Source organism: Mycobacterium sp. ST-F2, from assembly GCF_001905655.1.
In the GTDB taxonomy this organism is placed as follows: Bacteria; Actinomycetota; Actinomycetes; order Mycobacteriales; family Mycobacteriaceae; genus Mycobacterium.
This window is the reverse complement of sequence record NZ_JMHT01000081.1, coordinates 1-16,533: the sequence shown is the minus strand read 5'-3', so window position 1 is coordinate 16,533 and position 16,533 is coordinate 1. Positions and strand designations below refer to the sequence as shown.

Here is a 16,533-nt window from a genome sequence, read left to right as displayed (position 1 = left end):
TCACAGGCCGACAGCAGCTGACCGTTCTACACCCTCAATCATGAAGAGCCTGTTTGAGTCGTCAGCGCGCGGGGGTATTCGCGACTGTTGCCCGACCTCGGTCCCCGCTGTCGGGCAGCTGTCGACGGTTCGGCGCCGTTGCCATCAAACTTGCAGGTAGAGTGCCATACACGGATATGGGTGATGTACGACATACCGGGCGTCGTGCGGGTCGGACGACGCGGTCGCAGTCGGATCCCGCACAGCGGCGGAAACTCCGCGGCATCGTGTAATTTTTGAGATGAATCCGTTATTCGGAGGCCGGCAGGCGACTGGCTTCGGGTTAGCTGGACGGTAAGGCGGAAGGACGATCTTGGCAGTGATGCACGGCCGGCATCGACACATCCGGTGCTGGGGCGCGGCCGCGGCAGGTCACCGATGAGCCCGATCAGCCGGCGCCAGTTCCTCGGCGGTGCGGCGGTGGTGGGCGTCGCGGGCGCGGCGGGTATCGGGGCGCTCGTCGAAAGATCCCGCGACCGTACCGAGGCTCGGAAGCATTTCTCGGCCATCGTGATCGGTAGCGGCTACGGCGGGGGAGTCTCCGCGCTGCGGCTGGGACAGGCCGGTGTCGAGACATTGGTCATCGAACAGGGCCGGCTCTGGGACAAACCCGACGACGACGGCAAGCGGTTCTCCAAGATGCTGCCTGCCGACACCCGCGCGGGCTGGTTCACCAAGATTCCGCCGAGTCTGGTCACCTCCTTCGGCGGCTTCACCGTCGAGCAGGTCGCAGAGCACGCGCCGTCGCCGCAGCCGGTCCAGGCCGGCATCTGCCAGAAGGTGACACACGGCGCGCACGACGTCTTCCGCGGCCTGGCCGTCGGTGGCGGCTCGATGATCAACGCGGGCATAGCGGCCATCCCGACGCAGCGTCAGGTCGCCAAGGCGTTCCCCGACATCGGCGCCGACGAGTTCCTGCGCACCTATGTCGAACGCGCCAAGTCGTCGCTGAAGATCAGTTATCGCGACATGGCCTGGTTCGAGCAGACCCCGTGCTTCCAGTACGCGCGCGCCGGCCGCAAGTACGCGGCGGCGGCCGGCTACAAGGTCGACTACAACGGCAGCTCCTACTCGTTCGACTACCTGGTGAAGGAGGCGGCGGGCCAGGTGCCGCAATCGTCGCTGGCGTTCGAGCAGCAGTTCGGCAACAACTATGGCCGGTTCGGCAGCGTCGACCAGACCTACCTCGCCGACGCGCTCAAGACGGGCCACGTCACGCTGCGCCCGCTGACCGAGGTGATCTCGATCCGTCAGGAGCGGTCGGGTGAATTCGTGGTGTCCACCCGTGAGATCGACCGCTGGGGCAAAGAGCTGTCCAAGACCGAATTCGGTTGTGACCAGCTGTATCTGGCGGCGGGTGTGCTCGGTACCACCAAGCTTCTGCTGAAGGCGCGGGAGACCGGTGACCTGGCCCGGCTCAACGATCAGATCGGCAAGGGTTACGGCAACAACGGTGACCTCATGGTCGGGCACAACCTGGCCAAGAGCGATCCGGCCGGCACCACGCAATCCCTGATGGGCATGATCAACATCGACGGCCGTGACGACCCGGACAATCCGGTGTACGCCAGCATGTTCTCCATGCCGCTGCCGGTGGAGACGTATCTGCTCGGGTATTACGTCATGGTCGACACCGGTGACCGGGCCGACATCACCTACGACCGCCAGTCCGACACCGCGACGATCCAGTGGACCGACGCCTTCGCCGCCAACAACGAGGCCAGGGCGAGACTGGTGTTCGACAAGATCCTGAAGGCCAACAAGGTCGACTACCGCAACGATCTGTTCAGTGGAAAAGTGTTCGCGCCCAACACTGTTCATCCCCTGGGTGGATGCGTGCGGGGCAAGGCGACCGACGCGTTCGGGCGGGTGAACGGCCACCGCAACCTGTTCGTCAACGATGCGTCACTGCTGCCCGGACACCTCGGCTGCAACCCGTTCATGACCATCACCGCGCTCGCCGAGCGCAACATCGAAGGCATCCTGCAGGGCCGCACCTAGCCGGTGAGGGTCAGGTGCGGCCGCTGCAGTCGCGTCAGCTCACGTCGAAGGCGCGGGCGCGCAGCGAACGCTCCACTCCCGCACGGCCTTCCAGCACCAGACGGCGCAGTGCCGGCGGAATCTCCGGATCGGAGAGGAACCGGTCGGCGGCCTCGAGCCCGGCCTGGCTGATGTCCCACGACGGGTACAGGCCGATGACGACGGTCTGGGCCACCTCACTCGACCGCCGCTCCCACACCCCGGAGATCGCCTCGAAGTAGCGGTCCCGGAACGGGTCCAGCAGCTCGGTCTGCCCGGGCTGAACGAAGCCGCCGACGATGGCGCGGGTGGTGATGTTCGCCAGGGTGTCGTCCTCGATGACCCGTTGCCACGCAGCCTCTTTCACCGCTGCCTGCGGGCGGGCCGCGCCCGCGGCGGCGGCGCTGCGCTGGCCGGCCGCCGTCGGATCCTGCTGGGCCTCGGCGTCGATGAACGGCGTCGGCCCGCCGTCGGCGTCGATGACGCCGGCACGTGCCAGCGCCGTGACGATGCGCCAGCGCAGATCGGTGTCGATCACCAGACCGGTCATGTTCACCGCGGCGGGCTCGTTGTCCAACAGCGTCGACAGCACCGCAATGTGGTTCGGTGCCAGCACCGACGTGCACAGCGCGTTGATGAACGCCAGCTGGTGGTCCGACCCCGGCGACGAGTCCCGCGCCAGGTCCAGCAACGCGTCACCGAAAGCGGGCCAACCGATCTCGGCCGCCCACGCCGGATCGGCGTACGAGGTCAGCGCGGTCTGCGCCTGCAGCACCAGCCGCTGGGCGACGCCCACCTCGGACTCGGCGTGCAGCCCGCTCATCACGAGGGCGACGAAGTCGCGGGCCTTCATCTCGGCCTCGCGCGTCATCTCCCAGGCCGCCGACCACGCCAGCGTGCGGGGCAGCGGGTCGTCGATGTCGGCGATGCGGCTCAGTACCGTCTGCAGCGACGCGGGATCGAGCCGCATCGAGCAGTAGGTCAGGTCGTCATCGTTGACCAGGACCAGCTTGCCGCGCGAAATCCCGACCAGCGCAGGAACATCCGTCACCGACCCCTCGACGTCGAGTTCCTCGCGGTGTACCCGGACCAGCTTGCCGGAGCCGTCGTCGTCGTAGATGCCGACCGCGAGCCGGTGCACGCGCGTCTCTCCGGCGCCCGGCGCCGCACCGCTCTGGTCGATGGCGAATCGAGTGAAAGCACCGGCACCGTCGACGTCGAAATCGGCGCGCAGCGTGTTCAGGCCGGTGGTCTTCAGCCACTGCTGGCCCCAGTCCGAGAGATCCCGGCCCGACGACTTCTCCAGCGCGCCAAGCAGATCCGCGAACGTGGCGTTGTCATAGGCGTGATCGCGGAAGTAGTCGCGCAGGCCCGACAGGAACGGCTCCAGCCCGACGTAGGCGACCAACTGCTTGAGCACGCTGGCGCCCTTGGCGTAGGTGATGCCGTCGAAGTTCACCTCGACGGCCGCCAGGTCGGGGATGTCGGCGGCCACCGGGTGGGTGGACGGCAGCTGGTCCTGCCGGTAGGCCCAGGACTTCTCCACATTCGCGAAGGTGGTCCAGGCCTGCTTGTACTCGGTGGCCTCGGCCTGGCACAGCACCGAGGCGAAGGTCGCGAAGGACTCGTTGAGCCACAGGTCATCCCACCACTGCATGGTGACGAGGTCGCCGAACCACATGTGGGCCATCTCGTGCAGCACGGTCTCGGCGCGCCGCTCGTACGAGTAGCGCGTGACCTTGGACCGGAAGACGTAGTCCTCCAGGAACGTCACCGCGCCGGCGTTCTCCATCGCACCCGCGTTGAACTCCGGCACGAACAGCTGGTCGTACTTGCCGAACGCGTACGGCGTGCCGAAGTTCTTGTGGTAGAAGGAGAATCCCTGCTTGGTCTCGGTGAACAGCCGCTCGGCGTCCATGAACTCGGCCAGCGACGCGCGGCAGAAGATGCCCAGCGCAATGTCCCCGTGCTCGTCGGTGTAGACGTCGTCCCACCGCGCGTACGGCCCGGCGATCAACGCGGCCAGGTACGTGCTCATCTTCGGGGTGGTGGCGAAACGATGAACCGTCCCCGTGTCCGATGTCGCCGCCGGGGCGGCTCCGGTGGCCGTGCCGGCGCCGTTCGAGATCACCTGCCAGCGCGCGGGCGCGGTGACTGTCACATCGAAGGTCGCCTTGAGGTCCGGTTGGTCGAAGCAGGCGAACATCCGCTTGGCGTCGGCGGTTTCGAACTGTGAGTAGAGGTAGACCTCGCCGTCGACCGGGTCGACGAAGCGGTGCAACCCCTCACCGGTGTTGGAGTAGCGGCAGTCCGCGTCGACCACGACCACGTTCTGCTCGGCGAGCCCGGCCACCGGTACGCCCGTCGATTCGTCGTACGCGGAGACGTCGATGGGCAACCCGTTGAGGGTCGCGCCGCGGATGGTGTCGGCGGCGATGTCGATGACGGTGTTGGCGCCGGGCAGGGCGCTGAACGTCACCGTGGTCACCGACCGGAAGGTGCGCTCGCTCGGTGCACCGGCACCGTCGGTGAGGTCGAGATCGATGCGGTAGTTGTCAACGGTCACCAGCGCGGCGCGCTCGGCGGCCTGGTCGCGGGTCAGGTTCGGAAGTGCCACGTCACCAACTTAGGGGACAACTGGTTGCCGTGACCGGGAACATAGGGACGCCGGGCATAGTTGTTGGCAACGAGATCTGTACCGACTCAGTAAGGACGAGCAATGGCCGACGCCGCCGCCACCGAAGACTCAGCCGTCAAGAAGGATGTCGCGGGCTTCTGGTTCGACCCGCTGTGCCCGTGGGCCTGGATCACCTCCCGGTGGATCCTCGAGGTGGCGCAGGTGCGCGACGTCGACATCGAGTTCCACGTCATGAGCCTGGCGGTGCTGAACGAGGGCCGCGACCTGCCCGAGCAGTACCAGGAGATGATGAAGAAGGCCTGGGGCCCGGTCCGCGTCGCCATCGCGGCCGAGGAAGCCGTCGGCTCCGCGGTACTCGCGCCTCTGTACACGGCGATGGGCACCCGGATTCACAACCAGGGCAACAAGGATTTCGCCGTCGTCATCGCCGAGTCGCTCGAAGAACTCGGCCTGCCCGCCGAGCTTGCGGAAGCAGCCACCAGCGACAAGTACGACGAGGCGCTGCGCAAGAGCCATCACGCCGGCATGGACGCCGTCGGCCCCGACGTCGGCACCCCGACCATCCACGTCAACGGCGTTGCGTTCTTCGGCCCGGTGCTGTCGCGCATCCCGCGTGGCGAAGAGGCCGGCAAGCTGTGGGACGCGTCGGTGATTTTCGCGTCCTACCCCCACTTCTGGGAGCTCAAGCGCTCGCGCGACGAGGCGCCCGAATTCGACTGAGCGCAATCACCCGCTAGTCACGCTCACCGGGGTCGGCCCAGGTAATCTCGTCGGCGTTCCGCAAGGAACGTCTGGACGGCGTTACGGTGGCCAGACACATCCGAAACATGAGCCACAACGATGCAACTGGTGGGGAGCGACGTGCCGACGGACAGTTTCGTCCTTCGACGTGCGGGTTTGAGTAGGATGCGCTGATGTCGCTGGAGACGGGCGCAACCTTCGCCGGGTACACCGTGCGCCGGTTGCTGGGCTCAGGGGGAATGGGCGATGTGTACCTCGTCCAGCACCCCAGGCTGCCCCGCCTCGACGCCATGAAGGTGCTGCGGGAGACCGCCACCACCAACGATGAATTCCGTATCCGGTTCGAGCGCGAAGCCAACATCGCCGCGGGCCTGTGGCACCCGCACATCGTGGGCCTGCACGACCGCGGCGAGTTCGAGGGTCGGCTGTGGATCACCATGGACTACGTCGATGGCACCGACGCCGCACAGCTGGTCAAGTACGAGTACCCGAACGGGCTGCCGCTGGAGCTGGTCGTCGACATCGTCAAGGCCATGAGCTCGGCCCTGGACTACGCGCACCAGCGTGGGCTGCTGCACCGCGACATCAAGCCGGCCAACATCCTGCTCAGCAACATCGACACCGACGAGCGGCGAATCCTGCTGAGCGACTTCGGCATCGCCCGCCAGATCGGTGAGGTGACGGGCCTGACGTCGGCCAACCTGGCGATCGGCACCGTCAGCTACTCGGCCCCCGAGCAGCTGATGGGCGGCGAGATCGACGGCCGCGCCGACCAGTACGCGCTGGCCGCGACGGCCTACCGGTTGCTCACCGGGCAGACGCCGTACCAGGACACCAACCAGATCGCGGTGATCAGCCAGCACCTCAGCGCGCCGCCGCCGAAGGCCAGCGACCTCAAGCCGTGGCTGGAGCCGCTGAACGATGTGCTGATCAAGGCCATGGGCAAGTCGCCCGAGGACCGTTTCGACTCCTGCACCAAGTTCGCGCGGGCCTTCGAGCGGCAGGCCGAACTGGTCACCGAGTCACCCACGCTCAACCTGCGCACCGCCGAACTGAAGCTGCCGACCGTCACGCCGGTGGCTCCCGAGGCTCCGGTCGTCGAGACGCCGTCCGCGCCGTCCGCTCCATCCGCTCCGGAGGTGACGCCGCCGCCGGTGCCGCCGGTCGTGGCGGCCGAGCCCACGCCGGCGCCTGAGCCCACGCCCGCGCCTGAACCGGCACCCACACCGGAGCCCGAGCCCGAACCGGTCGTCCAGGAGCCCGTCCCGCCGCCGCCGGCTCAGGAACCCCCGGTGCCGCCCGTGCCGCAACCGTCGAACGAGCCGGTCTCGGAGCCGACACCGCCGCCGGTGCCGCAGCGCGGCCCCGTCGGGCCGCCACCTGAGCCGAAACCGTTTCGGCCGGAACCGGATTCGTCACCGTCGGCGCCGCCGTACCGGCAGCCGATGCCGCCGTCGCCCCCGCCCCTGCCGCCGCAGCGACCTACCCGGCCGACCCACGAGACGGTGTCGCCGACAGTGGTGCTGCCGGTCATCCCCGCCGACCCGGCAGCACACGGCGCTCCGGGAGTGGGCCGTCCCAGCGCGCCGCCGCCGCCGTCGTACTCGCAACTAGCAGCCGACATCGGCAAGACGCCGCCGGGCCGTGGCCAGTCGTCGGGCGGCAAGACCAAGATCTGGGTGATCGGGGGCGCCATCGCCGCCGTCATCGTGGTGCTGCTCGGTGTGGTCCTCGTGAATTCCGGTGACGACTCGAGCGGGTCCTCGGACGCCTCGGGCACCAGCACCCAGAGTTCCGGCGCGGACACGCCGTCGTCGTCGCACAAGCCGGCGCCGCCGGTGCTGGTCGGGACGCCCGGTAATTACCAGACCATCGCGACCTACCTGAAGAGCAACAACATTCCGGAAGTGCTGGTGCACCGCAACGAGCCCGGCGCACCGGTGGTCACGATGCCGATGCCGCCCGGCTGGGCCGACGCCGGACCGCAGACGCCGGCTTTCGCGTACCAGTCCATCGTTTACAACGGCCCGAGTGCCGGCAACTACCGGCCCAGCGCCACGGCGTTGATCTCCCGGCTCGGCCCGAACGCCGATGCGCAGAAGATTCTCGACTTCGCACCGGGTGAGCTGAACAACCTGCCGGGGTTCACTGCCACCGATACCGGCACGCCCGGGACTGTGGACGGTCACAAGTCGTTCCAGATCGCCGGTTCCTGGAACTCGAACGGGGTGACCAAGCTCATCACCCAGAACACCGTCGTCATCCAGGACGGGACCGGGCTGTACGTCATGCAGATCAACATCGACGGCGTCGCTGATCAGGCCGAGATCATCAAGCAGATCACCGAGGCCATCGACCGCGACACGAAGATCGCCTCCGGCTGAGCCGCTGATTCTGTCCCGGGCCGCTGTTCTGCCAGAATGTGCGCCATGCGCGTATATCTCGGAGCCGACCACGCCGGTTACGAACTCAAGCAGGCCCTGCTCGACCACCTGACCGCGGCCGGCCACCAGGCCGTCGACTGCGGTGCCTTCGCCTACGACGCGGAGGACGACTACCCGGCGTTCTGCATCGACGCCGCCAAGCGCACCGTCGAGGACCCGGGCAGCCTGGGCATCGTCATCGGCGGCTCGGGCAACGGCGAGCAGATCGCCGCCAACAAGGTGCCGGGCGTGCGCTGCGCGCTGGCGTGGAGTGTCGAGACCGCGCAGCTGGCCCGCGAGCACAACAACGCGCAGGTCATGGGCATCGGTGGCCGTATGCACAGCACCGAAGAGGCCTTCGCCATCGTCGACGCGTTCCTGGCCGCCGAGTGGTCGCAGGCCGCGCGGCACCAGCGCCGCATCGACATCCTGGCCGAGTACGAGAAGACGCACGTGGCCCCCGAGGTTCCGGGCGCTCCGGCCTGATCCCGGGCCTGACCCGTGCCGGAGGGGCATACCCTCCACCGGCTGGCCCGCCTGCATCAACAGCGATTCGGGCGGGCGCCGGTGGTCGTCAGCAGTCCGCAGGGCCGGTTCGCCGATGCCGCGGCCGCCGTCAGCGGCCGGGTGCTGCGTAAGGCCGACGCCTGGGGCAAGCACCTGTTCCACCACTACGAAGGTGGTGCGGTGGTGCACGTCCACCTCGGGCTGTACGGCACGTTCACCGAACAGCCACTGCCGATGACCGCGCCCGTGGGTCAGGTGCGCATGCGCATGCTCGGGGCCGAGTTCGGGACCGACCTGCGCGGCCCGACCGTGTGTGAGCTGATCGACGAGGGCGGCGTCGATGACGTCGTGGCCCGGCTCGGTGCCGATCCGCTGCGCCGCGACGCCGACCCCGGCTTGGCCTGGGCGCGAATCAGCAAGTCCCGCAGGTCAATCGGATCGATGCTGATGGACCAGACGGTGATCGCCGGTGTCGGCAACGTGTACCGCAGCGAGTTGCTGTTCCGGCACCGGATCGACCCGCATCGCCCCGGCACCCAGCTGACCGAGGCCGAATTCGCTGAGCTGTGGACCGATCTCGTCGCGCTCATGAAGGTCGGGGTGCGCCGCGGCAAGATCGTCGTGGTGCGCACGGAAGACGACCACGGCGCGCCGTCCTACGCCGCCGACCGGCCGCGCACCTATGTGTACCGGCGTGCGGGGGAGGCGTGCCGCGTGTGCGGCGCCACCGTCCGCACCGAGGTCATGGAGGGGCGAAACCTGTTCTGGTGCCCCGATTGTCAGGTGTGACCGCTAGTCGCCGCCACCGCCGCAGCCGCCACCGCAGCCACCGCCGCCACAACTGCTGCCACCACCGCCGCAGCTGCTACCCGAGTCGCTGCTCCCGGAGTCCCAACTGCCGCTGCCGGAATCCCAGCCGTTGTTGTCGTTCCAGCTGACGTCCTGGCCCTGGCCGGAGTCTGCGAACTGGCTCTGGTCGAGGCCCTGCTGGTAGCCCTGGTCGAACCCCGAACCGTATCCGGACTCGAAACCCGATGCGCCGTAACTGACTCCGTGCATGCCGTCGAACAGCGCGTCGAACAGCAGCACCGAACCGACGCCCCACGCTCCGGCGACCAGCGCCGGCTTCCACCACGGCTCGGAGTACCAGCCCTCGGGCACCGGGCGACCGGCGACCCGGCCGCCGGGATAGTAGTTCGGGGTGGCGGCCGTCGGACCCGGTGAGGCCTGAATCTGCCTGCCGTCGAACTGGATTCGGCGATCCTCGGTGACCTCACCCGCACCGCGCTGGCCGGCCAGCTGCTGCAGCGGGGGACCGGGGTCGATGCCCATGGCGGTCCGCGCGGCCCGCACGTAGTACAGCCCTTCCATCGCGCTCTGCTTCGCAAAGGCGGCCTGCTGGGCGGTGGTGGCCTGTTCGATCTGCGACGCGGCGGCGTTGTAGCGCTCGGACGCGTCGGCCAGGGCCTGGCGCGAGGCCTCGTCCGTGCCGGTCAGATTGAACACCTGCCCGCCCAGCATCTCGATGACGCGGCGGGCGTCGGCTTTCGCGTTGGCCAGCGCGGCCGCCTTGTTGGCTTTGCTCTGCCTGCTGAACAGGAAGAACCCAATGGCCACGATGACGATCAGGATGAGCACGAACTCCATGGAGGCAGCTTACCGATGACGGCCGTCACAGAGATATGGACATTTATGTCCGTATCTATTACCGTCATCATCATGAACGCGACATTCCACGTCTTCGACACCGAACGCGGTGTGCTGTCGACCGCACCCGGAATCGTCACCAGCTACCCCGGTGGCGACACCGCGGTCCGGGAACTGGAACCGCTCGGCGCGGGACTGCGCCCGGTCATCTGGAGCCACTGCGGCGCAATCGATTACGCCGCAGCCGGGCAGTGGGCAGCCTTCCACCGCAACCGATCGGCCGACGCCCCGGTGCTGGTGGCGCCATACCTGCCGTCGGCCCGCGGTGACCACGACCCGACCGACGACGCGCGCGTCGCCGCCCGCCTCACTGCTGCCACGGGCATCAAGCACATCGTGACGGTGGATCCGCACTCGCCGGTCTGGGCCGACGAGGCCCGGCGTGGGGGAGCGGCCGTCACCGTCATCGAGGCCGTGGACCTGGTGGCATGCGGCGCCGCGCACCACCCGGGCTGGGCGGGCGTCGTCGCCCCCGACAAGGGGGCCCGCGACCGTGCCGGGCGAGTGGCCTCCCGATTGGGCGTGCCGCTGTATGTCGCTGGGAAGCAACGTGATCCGGCCACCGGCAAGCTGTCGGGGTTCGTCGCTCCGGAGGGGCTGCCGGAACAGGGTCGCCTGCTGGTGATCGACGACATCTGCGACGGCGGCGGCACCTTCGCCGGCTTGGCCGACGCCGTCCGGGCGAGCCGCCCCGAACTGGCGCTGCACCTGTGGGTCAGCCACGGCTGCTTCACCGGACGCTGGCGGGAGAACCTCGCCGGCTACGCCTCTGTCACGAGCACCGACTCCCGCGCCACGCCCGACGGCGTGCACGTGCAACCGCTGGAACCGTTCATCGTCCGCGCCCTGGCCACTCTGATCTGACAAGGACCGACCTCATGACAATCGAAGCAACCACCACGTACCGGCCGGAAACCATTGCGGCCCTGGACGTCCTGATGGACACCGACGCCTACAAGCTGGACCACCGCCGCCAGTACCCGGCAGGCACCGAGTACGTCTACTCCAACCTGACGGCCCGCGGCAGCCGCATCCCAGGGGTGAGCTGGACGGCGTTCTTCGGCCTGCAGGCCTACCTGCGGGACCTGAACCAGCGGTGGAGCGCCTTCTTCGCCGCCGACGTCGACGAGGTGTGCCAGGCGTACATCGACCGGGTCACGCAGGTGCTGGGGCCCAACGACGTTGGCGCCGAACACATCCGGCAACTGCACGCGTACGGCCGGCTGCCGCTCCGGGTGCGGGCGCTGCCGGAAGGGACCATCGTCCCGGTCGGCGTGCCGTACCTGACCGTCGAGAACACCGCGCCCGAATTCTTCTGGCTGACCAACTACATCGAGACCGACATGTCGGCCGCGTTGTGGCAGCCCATCACATCGGCGACCACCGCGTGGCGCAACCGCACGCTGCTGGACGCCCGCGCGCGGGACACCGGCGCCGACCCGGCCGCGGTGGACTGGCAGGGGCACGACTTCTCCTTCCGCGGCATGGCCGGCAGCGCGGCCGCCGCGGCCTCGGGGGCCGGGCACCTGTTGGCGTTCACCGGCACCGACTGCCTGCCCGCGCTGGGCTGGATCGACCGGAACTATCCGGGCTCGCCGGAGGGCGCGATCATCGGTGGCAGCGTGCCCGCCACCGAGCACAGCGTCATGTGCGCAGGCACCCAGGACGATGAAGTCGAAACGTTTGCGCGGCTGCTGGACCTGTATCCGACCGGCATCGTGTCGATCGTCAGCGACACCTGGGACCTGTGGCACGTCTGCACCGGCATCCTGCCGACACTGAAAGACGCGATCACCGCGCGCGACGGCAAGGTGGTGATCCGCCCCGACAGCGGCGACCCCGAACGCATCCTGTGCGGCGACCCGCAGGCCCCGGCCGGGAGCCCTGCACACAAGGGCGTCGTGAACCTGCTGTGGGAGGTGTTCGGCGGCACGGTCAACGCGGCCGGCTACCGGGAACTGGACCCGCACATCGGCGTCATCTACGGCGACTCGATCACCCACGACCGGGCCGACGCCATCACCGCCAACCTGATGGCCCAGGGATACGTGTCCACCACGCCGGTACTGGGATTCGGTTCGTACACCTACCAATACGTCACGCGGGACACCTTCTCCATCGCGATGAAGGCCACCTGGGTGCAGGTCGACGGCCGCGGCCGGGACATCGCCAAGGCGCCGGTCACCGACCCGGGCAAGCGCAGCGCACGGGGCCGGTTGGCCGTCATCCGCGACGAGCGCGGGCGGCTGACGCTGGTGCAGGGGGCGGCCGGCGCCGTGGCGGCGACCGACGTCATGCGGACGGTGTTCGAGGACGGCGTCATCGTCAACCCCGTGTCCTTCGCCGAGGTGCGCGCTACCGTGCGACGTGATTGGGCGGCATACGCCGCCGGCGAGGAGGACGCCCGTCATGGCTGAGTCGCTGGCCACCTGGCTGAGCGTCGACGTCTTCGCGATGAGCCCCGGCGAGGAGCCGGGGCTCATCCTGGCGCGGCGGCAACGCGAACCGCACCAGGGGGACTGGGCGCTGCCCGGGGTGGTGCTCGATGCCGCCGCCGGAGAGACGGTCGCCGCTGCGGCACACCGGGCGCTGCGGGACCGCGCCGGCGCCGAACCCGTCGAAGGACCGCCGACGGTGGCGCTGGTGGTCTCCGACCCGCAGCGCGACGAGCGCGGCCACACCGTCTCACTGGTCAATGTGATGCGCGCCGAACCCGGCGACGACGCTCTGGTGGTCCGCGAAGGACAAGCCGTGCCGCCCCTGCCGTTCGGGCACAACGCGATGATCCGCGATACCGCGGCGACGGTGTCGCAGCGGTTGTTGACGGACCCGGCGACCGTCGCGGCGATGTTCGGCGCCGGGTGTACGGCCGGTGAGGTCTGCGCTCTGACCCGGCTGCTGTTCGGCCTGTCCGGCGGCACCGGGGCCGAGCCCATTCCGCTGGCCGCGATGCGGCGACGGCTGGAGCGGGCGGTGCTGTTCACGGCCGATGGCAGCCGTCCGGCGCATACCCGACCGGTGACGGTCTTTCGGGTGGCGACGGACTAGATGGCGCCGGCGTCAGACCCGGCAAATTGCCTGCCCGCCACGTCTCGCGGTATCGCGAGCCCACGTTACAGTCCCGTGAACAAGCCTGCGACCTGGGAAAATGCTGTCAGCTCGAATCGCGACACGCTGCTTTCCGAGTTACGCTCCCGGCACCCTGACTGGGAGGAGAGCAACTGATGGCACACGCAGACACCGAACCGGTGACAGACACCGACACCCCGACCGAATCGGTGCCGACGAAATGGTTCGGCACCGATACCGGCAAGGTACTGATCATCGGCGGCGGTTCTGTTGCCATCCTGTTGATCCTGCTGGGGATCGGGGCCCTTGCCGGGTTCCAGATTCCGCCGCCCGCGCCGGAGGCGCCCGCCACCCCCACGAGTTCCACAACGCCGGCGCCTGCCGCCACGTCGTCGGCCCCGGCAAGCGTCACGTCGGCACCCGCACCGCCGCCGGTCGCCACGTCGACGTCGGCTGCCCCCGCCGCCCCGGCACCCGCACCGCCGACCGGTCCGTCGACCATGACCACTCAGGCGCCGACGACCTACACGGCGCCGCCCACCCGGCAGTACACGCCGCCTGCCGCTCCGGCCGCCACCGCGACGCCGACTGCCAGCGCGACGCCGACGGCCACGGCGTCCGCGAGTTCAGAGGCCCCCGCGCCGGCCAACCCGCCGCAGATCAACGTCATTCGCACGACGAATGGCGTGGCACGTCCGATTCCGGGCAACAGCTAGGCGGGCTGCGCCGAGTCCGGCTCCCGGAGCCGTGCAAGAGCCCGCGGGCTCAGTGCGGTGAGGCGGACGTCGCCGCCGTAGATGGCGAGAACCCGCGGATCCATCACCCGGCGCCACAGCACCGGTACGAGGCTGAGTACCAGCATCGCGGCGTAGTTGCTCGGCAGCTGCGGTGCGTCCTCGGCGGGGCGAATTCCCTGGTACCGATGCGACGGGTCGGCGTGGTGGTCCGAGTGGCGCTGCAGATGGAGCAGAAACACGTTCATGATGACGGTGTTGCTGTTCCAGCTGTGCTCGGCGCGCAACCGCTCGTAGCGGCCCGACGGCAGTTTCTGCCGGCGCAGCCCGTAGTGCGACAGGTAGTTCATCGCCTCGAGCAGGAACATGCCGACGAGTGCCTGGCCGAACAGCCACGGCAGGACCACCGGCCGGAACCACAGCGCCAAACCGGCGAACAGCACGAAGCTCAGCAGCCAGGCATTGAGGACGTCGTTGCGCAGGCTCCAGCGTGAATGGCCTTGGCGGTCAAGGCGTTTGGCTTCGAGCTGCCACGCCGAGCGGGTGCTGCCGAGGGCCGACCGCACGAAGAAGCAGTACACGTTCTCCCCGAAGCGGGCGCTGGCCGGGTCTTCGGGTGTCGCGACGCGGACATGGTGCCCGCGGTTGTGCTCGACGTAGAACTGGCCGTACCAGCTCTGGGCCAGCGCCAGCTTGCTGAGCCAGCGCTCGGCGCGGTCGCGTCGATGCCCCAGCTCGTGGGCCGCGTTGTTGGCGATGCCGCCGGACAGGCCGACCGCAACCATCAACCCCACTTTGTCGGTGCCGGTCAACGTCACCCAGCCGCCACCGGGTTGCGTCCAGCAGAGTGGTGTACGAGTCGGACCTGATCAGCGGTACCGGCGTGTCGTAGCCGAGTGATTGAAGGTCATCGCGTGATTCTTCGAGGGACCGTCCAAAGTCACTCGAGCAAAGGAACCACGCGATGACCGCTGCCCAGAATATCGACCTGCCTACCGTGCTGGCCGAACGACTCACCACCACCCACCCCGACGTGCTGCGCGAGTTGTTGGCCACGTTCATCCACACCCTGCTCGGGGCCGAGGCCGACGCACTGTGCGGCGCCGGATACGGTGAACGAAGCTCTGATCGCACAAACCAGCGCAACGGCTACCGGCATCGCCAATTCGACACGCGTGCAGGCACATTGGATCTGGCGATCCCGAAGCTGCGGCACGGTTCCTACTTCCCGGAGTGGCTGCTGGAACGCCGCAAACGCGCCGAGCGGGCCCTGACGACCGTGGTCGCGACCTGCTACCTGCTCGGAGTCTCGACACGGCGGATGGACAAGCTCGTCGAGACTCTCGGCATCACCAGCCTGTCGAAGTCGCAGGTGTCGGTGATGGCCAAGGAACTCGACACCGCGGTCGAGGCGTTTCGCACCCGGCCGTTGGACGCCGGCCCGTACACGTTCGTCGCCGCCGACGCCCTGGTGCTCAAGGTCCGCGAGGGCGGCCGGGTGGTCAACGTGCACGCCCTGATCGCGGTCGGGGTCAACGCCGAGGGCTACCGCGAGATCTTGGGTATCGACGTCACGACCGCCGAGGACGGGGCCGGCTGGTTGACGTTCTGGCGGTCGCTGACCGCCCGCGGCCTGTCCGGGGTGAAGATGGTGACCTCCGATGCCCACGCCGGACTGGTGGCCGCCATCGGTGCCACCCTGCCCGGCGCGGCATGGCAGCGCTGCCGTACGCACTACACGACCAATCTGATGGCCATCACCCCGAAGTCGTCGTGGCCGTGGGTGCGGACGCTGTTGCATTCGGTGTTCGATCAGCCTGACGCTGAATCTGTTGCCGCGCAATATGATCGAATCGTTAAGGCGTTATCGGACAAGCTACCGAAGGTTGCTGACCACCTCGAAGCAGCACGGCCGGACCTGCTGGCGTTCACCGCGTTCCCCAAGCAGATCTGGCGCCAGATCTGGTCGAACAACCCCCAGGAACGGCTCAACAAGGAGATCCGCCGCCGCACCGATGTCGTCGGTATCTTCCCCGACCGCGACGCCCTGATCCGTCTCGTCGGGGCCGTGCTGGCCGAGCAACACGACGAATGGGCCGAATCCCGGCGCTACCTGGGCCTGGACGTCCTGAGCAAATCACGCGCAGTCAACGACACCCCAACCGAACAGGAGGCCACCCCCGCAGCCCTGACCGCCTAAACCACCACCATCGAAGAATCACACGACGACGCGGTACACCACGTCCCTGGACTTGACCCGCCACCGGCCCACACCCAGCAGCCGAAAATCAGCGCCAGGTACTGCACGGGCAGGAACACGTGCGTGGCGAAGCGATAGAACCTGTCCCGCTGCAGCTCGGCCAGGATGCCGTCGGGTGCACGGTCATGCTTCTCGCGTCCGAACAGATGGTCCGCGGTGGGACCCATGACCAGAATCAGGACGAGCGCGGTCCACCAGAAGGCGTGCAGCCCGGTCGACCACACCAGGAGCCAGGACAGTGTCACGGCGCCGGGAGCCGACGGAACCAGTAGCCAGAGATATCGCTTCGGGTCTCGCCAACGCCCGTCAGCAACTTTTGACCCCACGTCGATCGCCCGCCGTTTACGGGCTCTTCACAGATGAGGGTGTAGAGGTGGTTGGCGCGTCGTTGCCGGG

13 protein-coding genes and 1 pseudogene are annotated in these 16,533 nt (G+C 68.4%); 10 read left to right on the top strand and 4 right to left on the bottom strand.

From position 1 onward, the window contains the following. The first annotated feature begins 417 nt into the window (after positions 1–417). Positions 418–2,040, top strand: coding sequence for a GMC oxidoreductase (locus EB75_RS26150; RefSeq protein ID WP_073698150.1), 1,623 nt, complete (start codon positions 418–420; stop codon positions 2,038–2,040). Between the two features lie 34 nt (positions 2,041–2,074). On the opposite strand, the gene pepN is transcribed toward EB75_RS26150, so the two are convergent. Further along, positions 2,075–4,675 (bottom strand): aminopeptidase N, encoded by a 2,601-nt coding sequence (gene pepN, locus EB75_RS26145; RefSeq protein WP_073698149.1) that lies wholly within the window; start codon positions 4,673–4,675, stop codon positions 2,075–2,077. Between the two features lie 102 nt (positions 4,676–4,777). On the opposite strand from pepN, the gene EB75_RS26140 reads away from it, so the two are divergent. The 4 genes from EB75_RS26140 to EB75_RS26125 all read left to right on the top strand — a co-directional run bounded on the left by EB75_RS26140 (position 4,778) and on the right by EB75_RS26125 (position 9,156). Beyond that, positions 4,778–5,416, top strand: coding sequence for a mycothiol-dependent nitroreductase Rv2466c family protein (locus EB75_RS26140; protein ID WP_064858057.1), 639 nt, complete (start codon positions 4,778–4,780; stop codon positions 5,414–5,416). Positions 5,417–5,610: 194 nt separating this feature from the next. Beyond that, positions 5,611–7,821 carry an LpqN/LpqT family lipoprotein gene (locus tag EB75_RS26135; protein ID WP_064858058.1) on the top strand — a complete coding sequence of 737 codons (2,211 nt, stop codon included), beginning with the start codon at positions 5,611–5,613 and terminating at the stop codon, positions 7,819–7,821. 45 nt (positions 7,822–7,866) lie between these two features. After that, entirely contained in the window at positions 7,867–8,346 is a 480-nt protein-coding gene (locus EB75_RS26130; RefSeq protein ID WP_061002719.1) for a ribose-5-phosphate isomerase, read from the top strand. A gap of 15 nt (positions 8,347–8,361) precedes the next feature. Beyond that, positions 8,362–9,156: an Fpg/Nei family DNA glycosylase gene (locus EB75_RS26125; protein ID WP_073698148.1), complete on the top strand. Its 795-nt coding sequence runs from the start codon at positions 8,362–8,364 to the stop codon at positions 9,154–9,156. Between the two features lie 3 nt (positions 9,157–9,159). Here EB75_RS26125 and EB75_RS26120 read toward each other — a convergent pair whose 3' ends face one another. Next, positions 9,160–10,014, bottom strand: a complete 855-nt coding sequence (locus tag EB75_RS26120; protein ID WP_061002712.1) for a hypothetical protein — start codon at positions 10,012–10,014, stop codon at positions 9,160–9,162. 72 nt (positions 10,015–10,086) lie between these two features. On the opposite strand from EB75_RS26120, the gene EB75_RS26115 reads away from it, so the two are divergent. The 4 genes from EB75_RS26115 to EB75_RS26100 all read left to right on the top strand — a co-directional run bounded on the left by EB75_RS26115 (position 10,087) and on the right by EB75_RS26100 (position 13,859). Next, positions 10,087–10,938 carry a phosphoribosyltransferase family protein gene (locus tag EB75_RS26115; RefSeq protein ID WP_073698151.1) on the top strand — a complete coding sequence of 284 codons (852 nt, stop codon included), beginning with the start codon at positions 10,087–10,089 and terminating at the stop codon, positions 10,936–10,938. 14 nt (positions 10,939–10,952) lie between these two features. Next, positions 10,953–12,491 (top strand): nicotinate phosphoribosyltransferase, encoded by a 1,539-nt coding sequence (locus tag EB75_RS26110; RefSeq protein WP_073698147.1) that lies wholly within the window; start codon positions 10,953–10,955, stop codon positions 12,489–12,491. Further along, the gene (locus EB75_RS26105) at positions 12,484–13,122 is read left to right on the top strand and encodes an NUDIX hydrolase (protein ID WP_073698146.1); all 639 of its coding nucleotides are present in this window, start codon (positions 12,484–12,486) and stop codon (positions 13,120–13,122) included. Before EB75_RS26110 ends, EB75_RS26105 begins: the two co-directional genes overlap by 8 nt. Positions 13,123–13,298: 176 nt before the next feature. Continuing rightward, positions 13,299–13,859, top strand: coding sequence for a hypothetical protein (locus EB75_RS26100; RefSeq protein ID WP_073698145.1), 561 nt, complete (start codon positions 13,299–13,301; stop codon positions 13,857–13,859). On the opposite strand, the pseudogene EB75_RS26095 reads toward EB75_RS26100, so the two are convergent. Next, positions 13,856–14,722 (bottom strand): annotated as a pseudogene (locus EB75_RS26095) (alkane 1-monooxygenase); the annotation flags it as partial. The gene EB75_RS26100 and the pseudogene EB75_RS26095 sit on opposite strands and share 4 nt — an antisense overlap. A 119-nt stretch (positions 14,723–14,841) precedes the next feature. Here EB75_RS26095 and EB75_RS26090 point away from each other — a divergent pair. Next, positions 14,842–16,077, top strand: a complete 1,236-nt coding sequence (locus tag EB75_RS26090; RefSeq protein WP_073698144.1) for an IS256 family transposase — start codon at positions 14,842–14,844, stop codon at positions 16,075–16,077. Here the strand turns inward: EB75_RS26090 and EB75_RS26085 are convergent. Next, on the bottom strand, positions 16,074–16,463 hold the full coding sequence (locus EB75_RS26085; protein WP_174557732.1) for a fatty acid desaturase family protein: 390 nt from the start codon (positions 16,461–16,463) through the stop codon (positions 16,074–16,076). The two genes, EB75_RS26090 and EB75_RS26085, sit on opposite strands and share 4 nt — an antisense overlap. Positions 16,464–16,533 lie beyond the last annotated feature (70 nt).

Coding starts and splice junctions, on each gene's coding strand:
- EB75_RS26135 (WP_064858058.1), top strand. CDS start 5,611: ATGTCGCTGGAGACGGGCGCAACCTTCGCCGGGTACACCGTGCGCCGG.
- EB75_RS26120 (WP_061002712.1), bottom strand. CDS start 10,014: ATGGAGTTCGTGCTCATCCTGATCGTCATCGTGGCCATTGGGTTCTTC.
- EB75_RS26090 (WP_073698144.1), top strand. CDS start 14,842: ATGACCGCTGCCCAGAATATCGACCTGCCTACCGTGCTGGCCGAACGA.
- EB75_RS26150 (WP_073698150.1), top strand. CDS start 418: ATGAGCCCGATCAGCCGGCGCCAGTTCCTCGGCGGTGCGGCGGTGGTG.
- EB75_RS26110 (WP_073698147.1), top strand. CDS start 10,953: ATGACAATCGAAGCAACCACCACGTACCGGCCGGAAACCATTGCGGCC.
- EB75_RS26140 (WP_064858057.1), top strand. CDS start 4,778: ATGGCCGACGCCGCCGCCACCGAAGACTCAGCCGTCAAGAAGGATGTC.
- EB75_RS26130 (WP_061002719.1), top strand. CDS start 7,867: ATGCGCGTATATCTCGGAGCCGACCACGCCGGTTACGAACTCAAGCAG.
- EB75_RS26100 (WP_073698145.1), top strand. CDS start 13,299: ATGGCACACGCAGACACCGAACCGGTGACAGACACCGACACCCCGACC.
- EB75_RS26115 (WP_073698151.1), top strand. CDS start 10,087: ATGAACGCGACATTCCACGTCTTCGACACCGAACGCGGTGTGCTGTCG.
- EB75_RS26105 (WP_073698146.1), top strand. CDS start 12,484: ATGGCTGAGTCGCTGGCCACCTGGCTGAGCGTCGACGTCTTCGCGATG.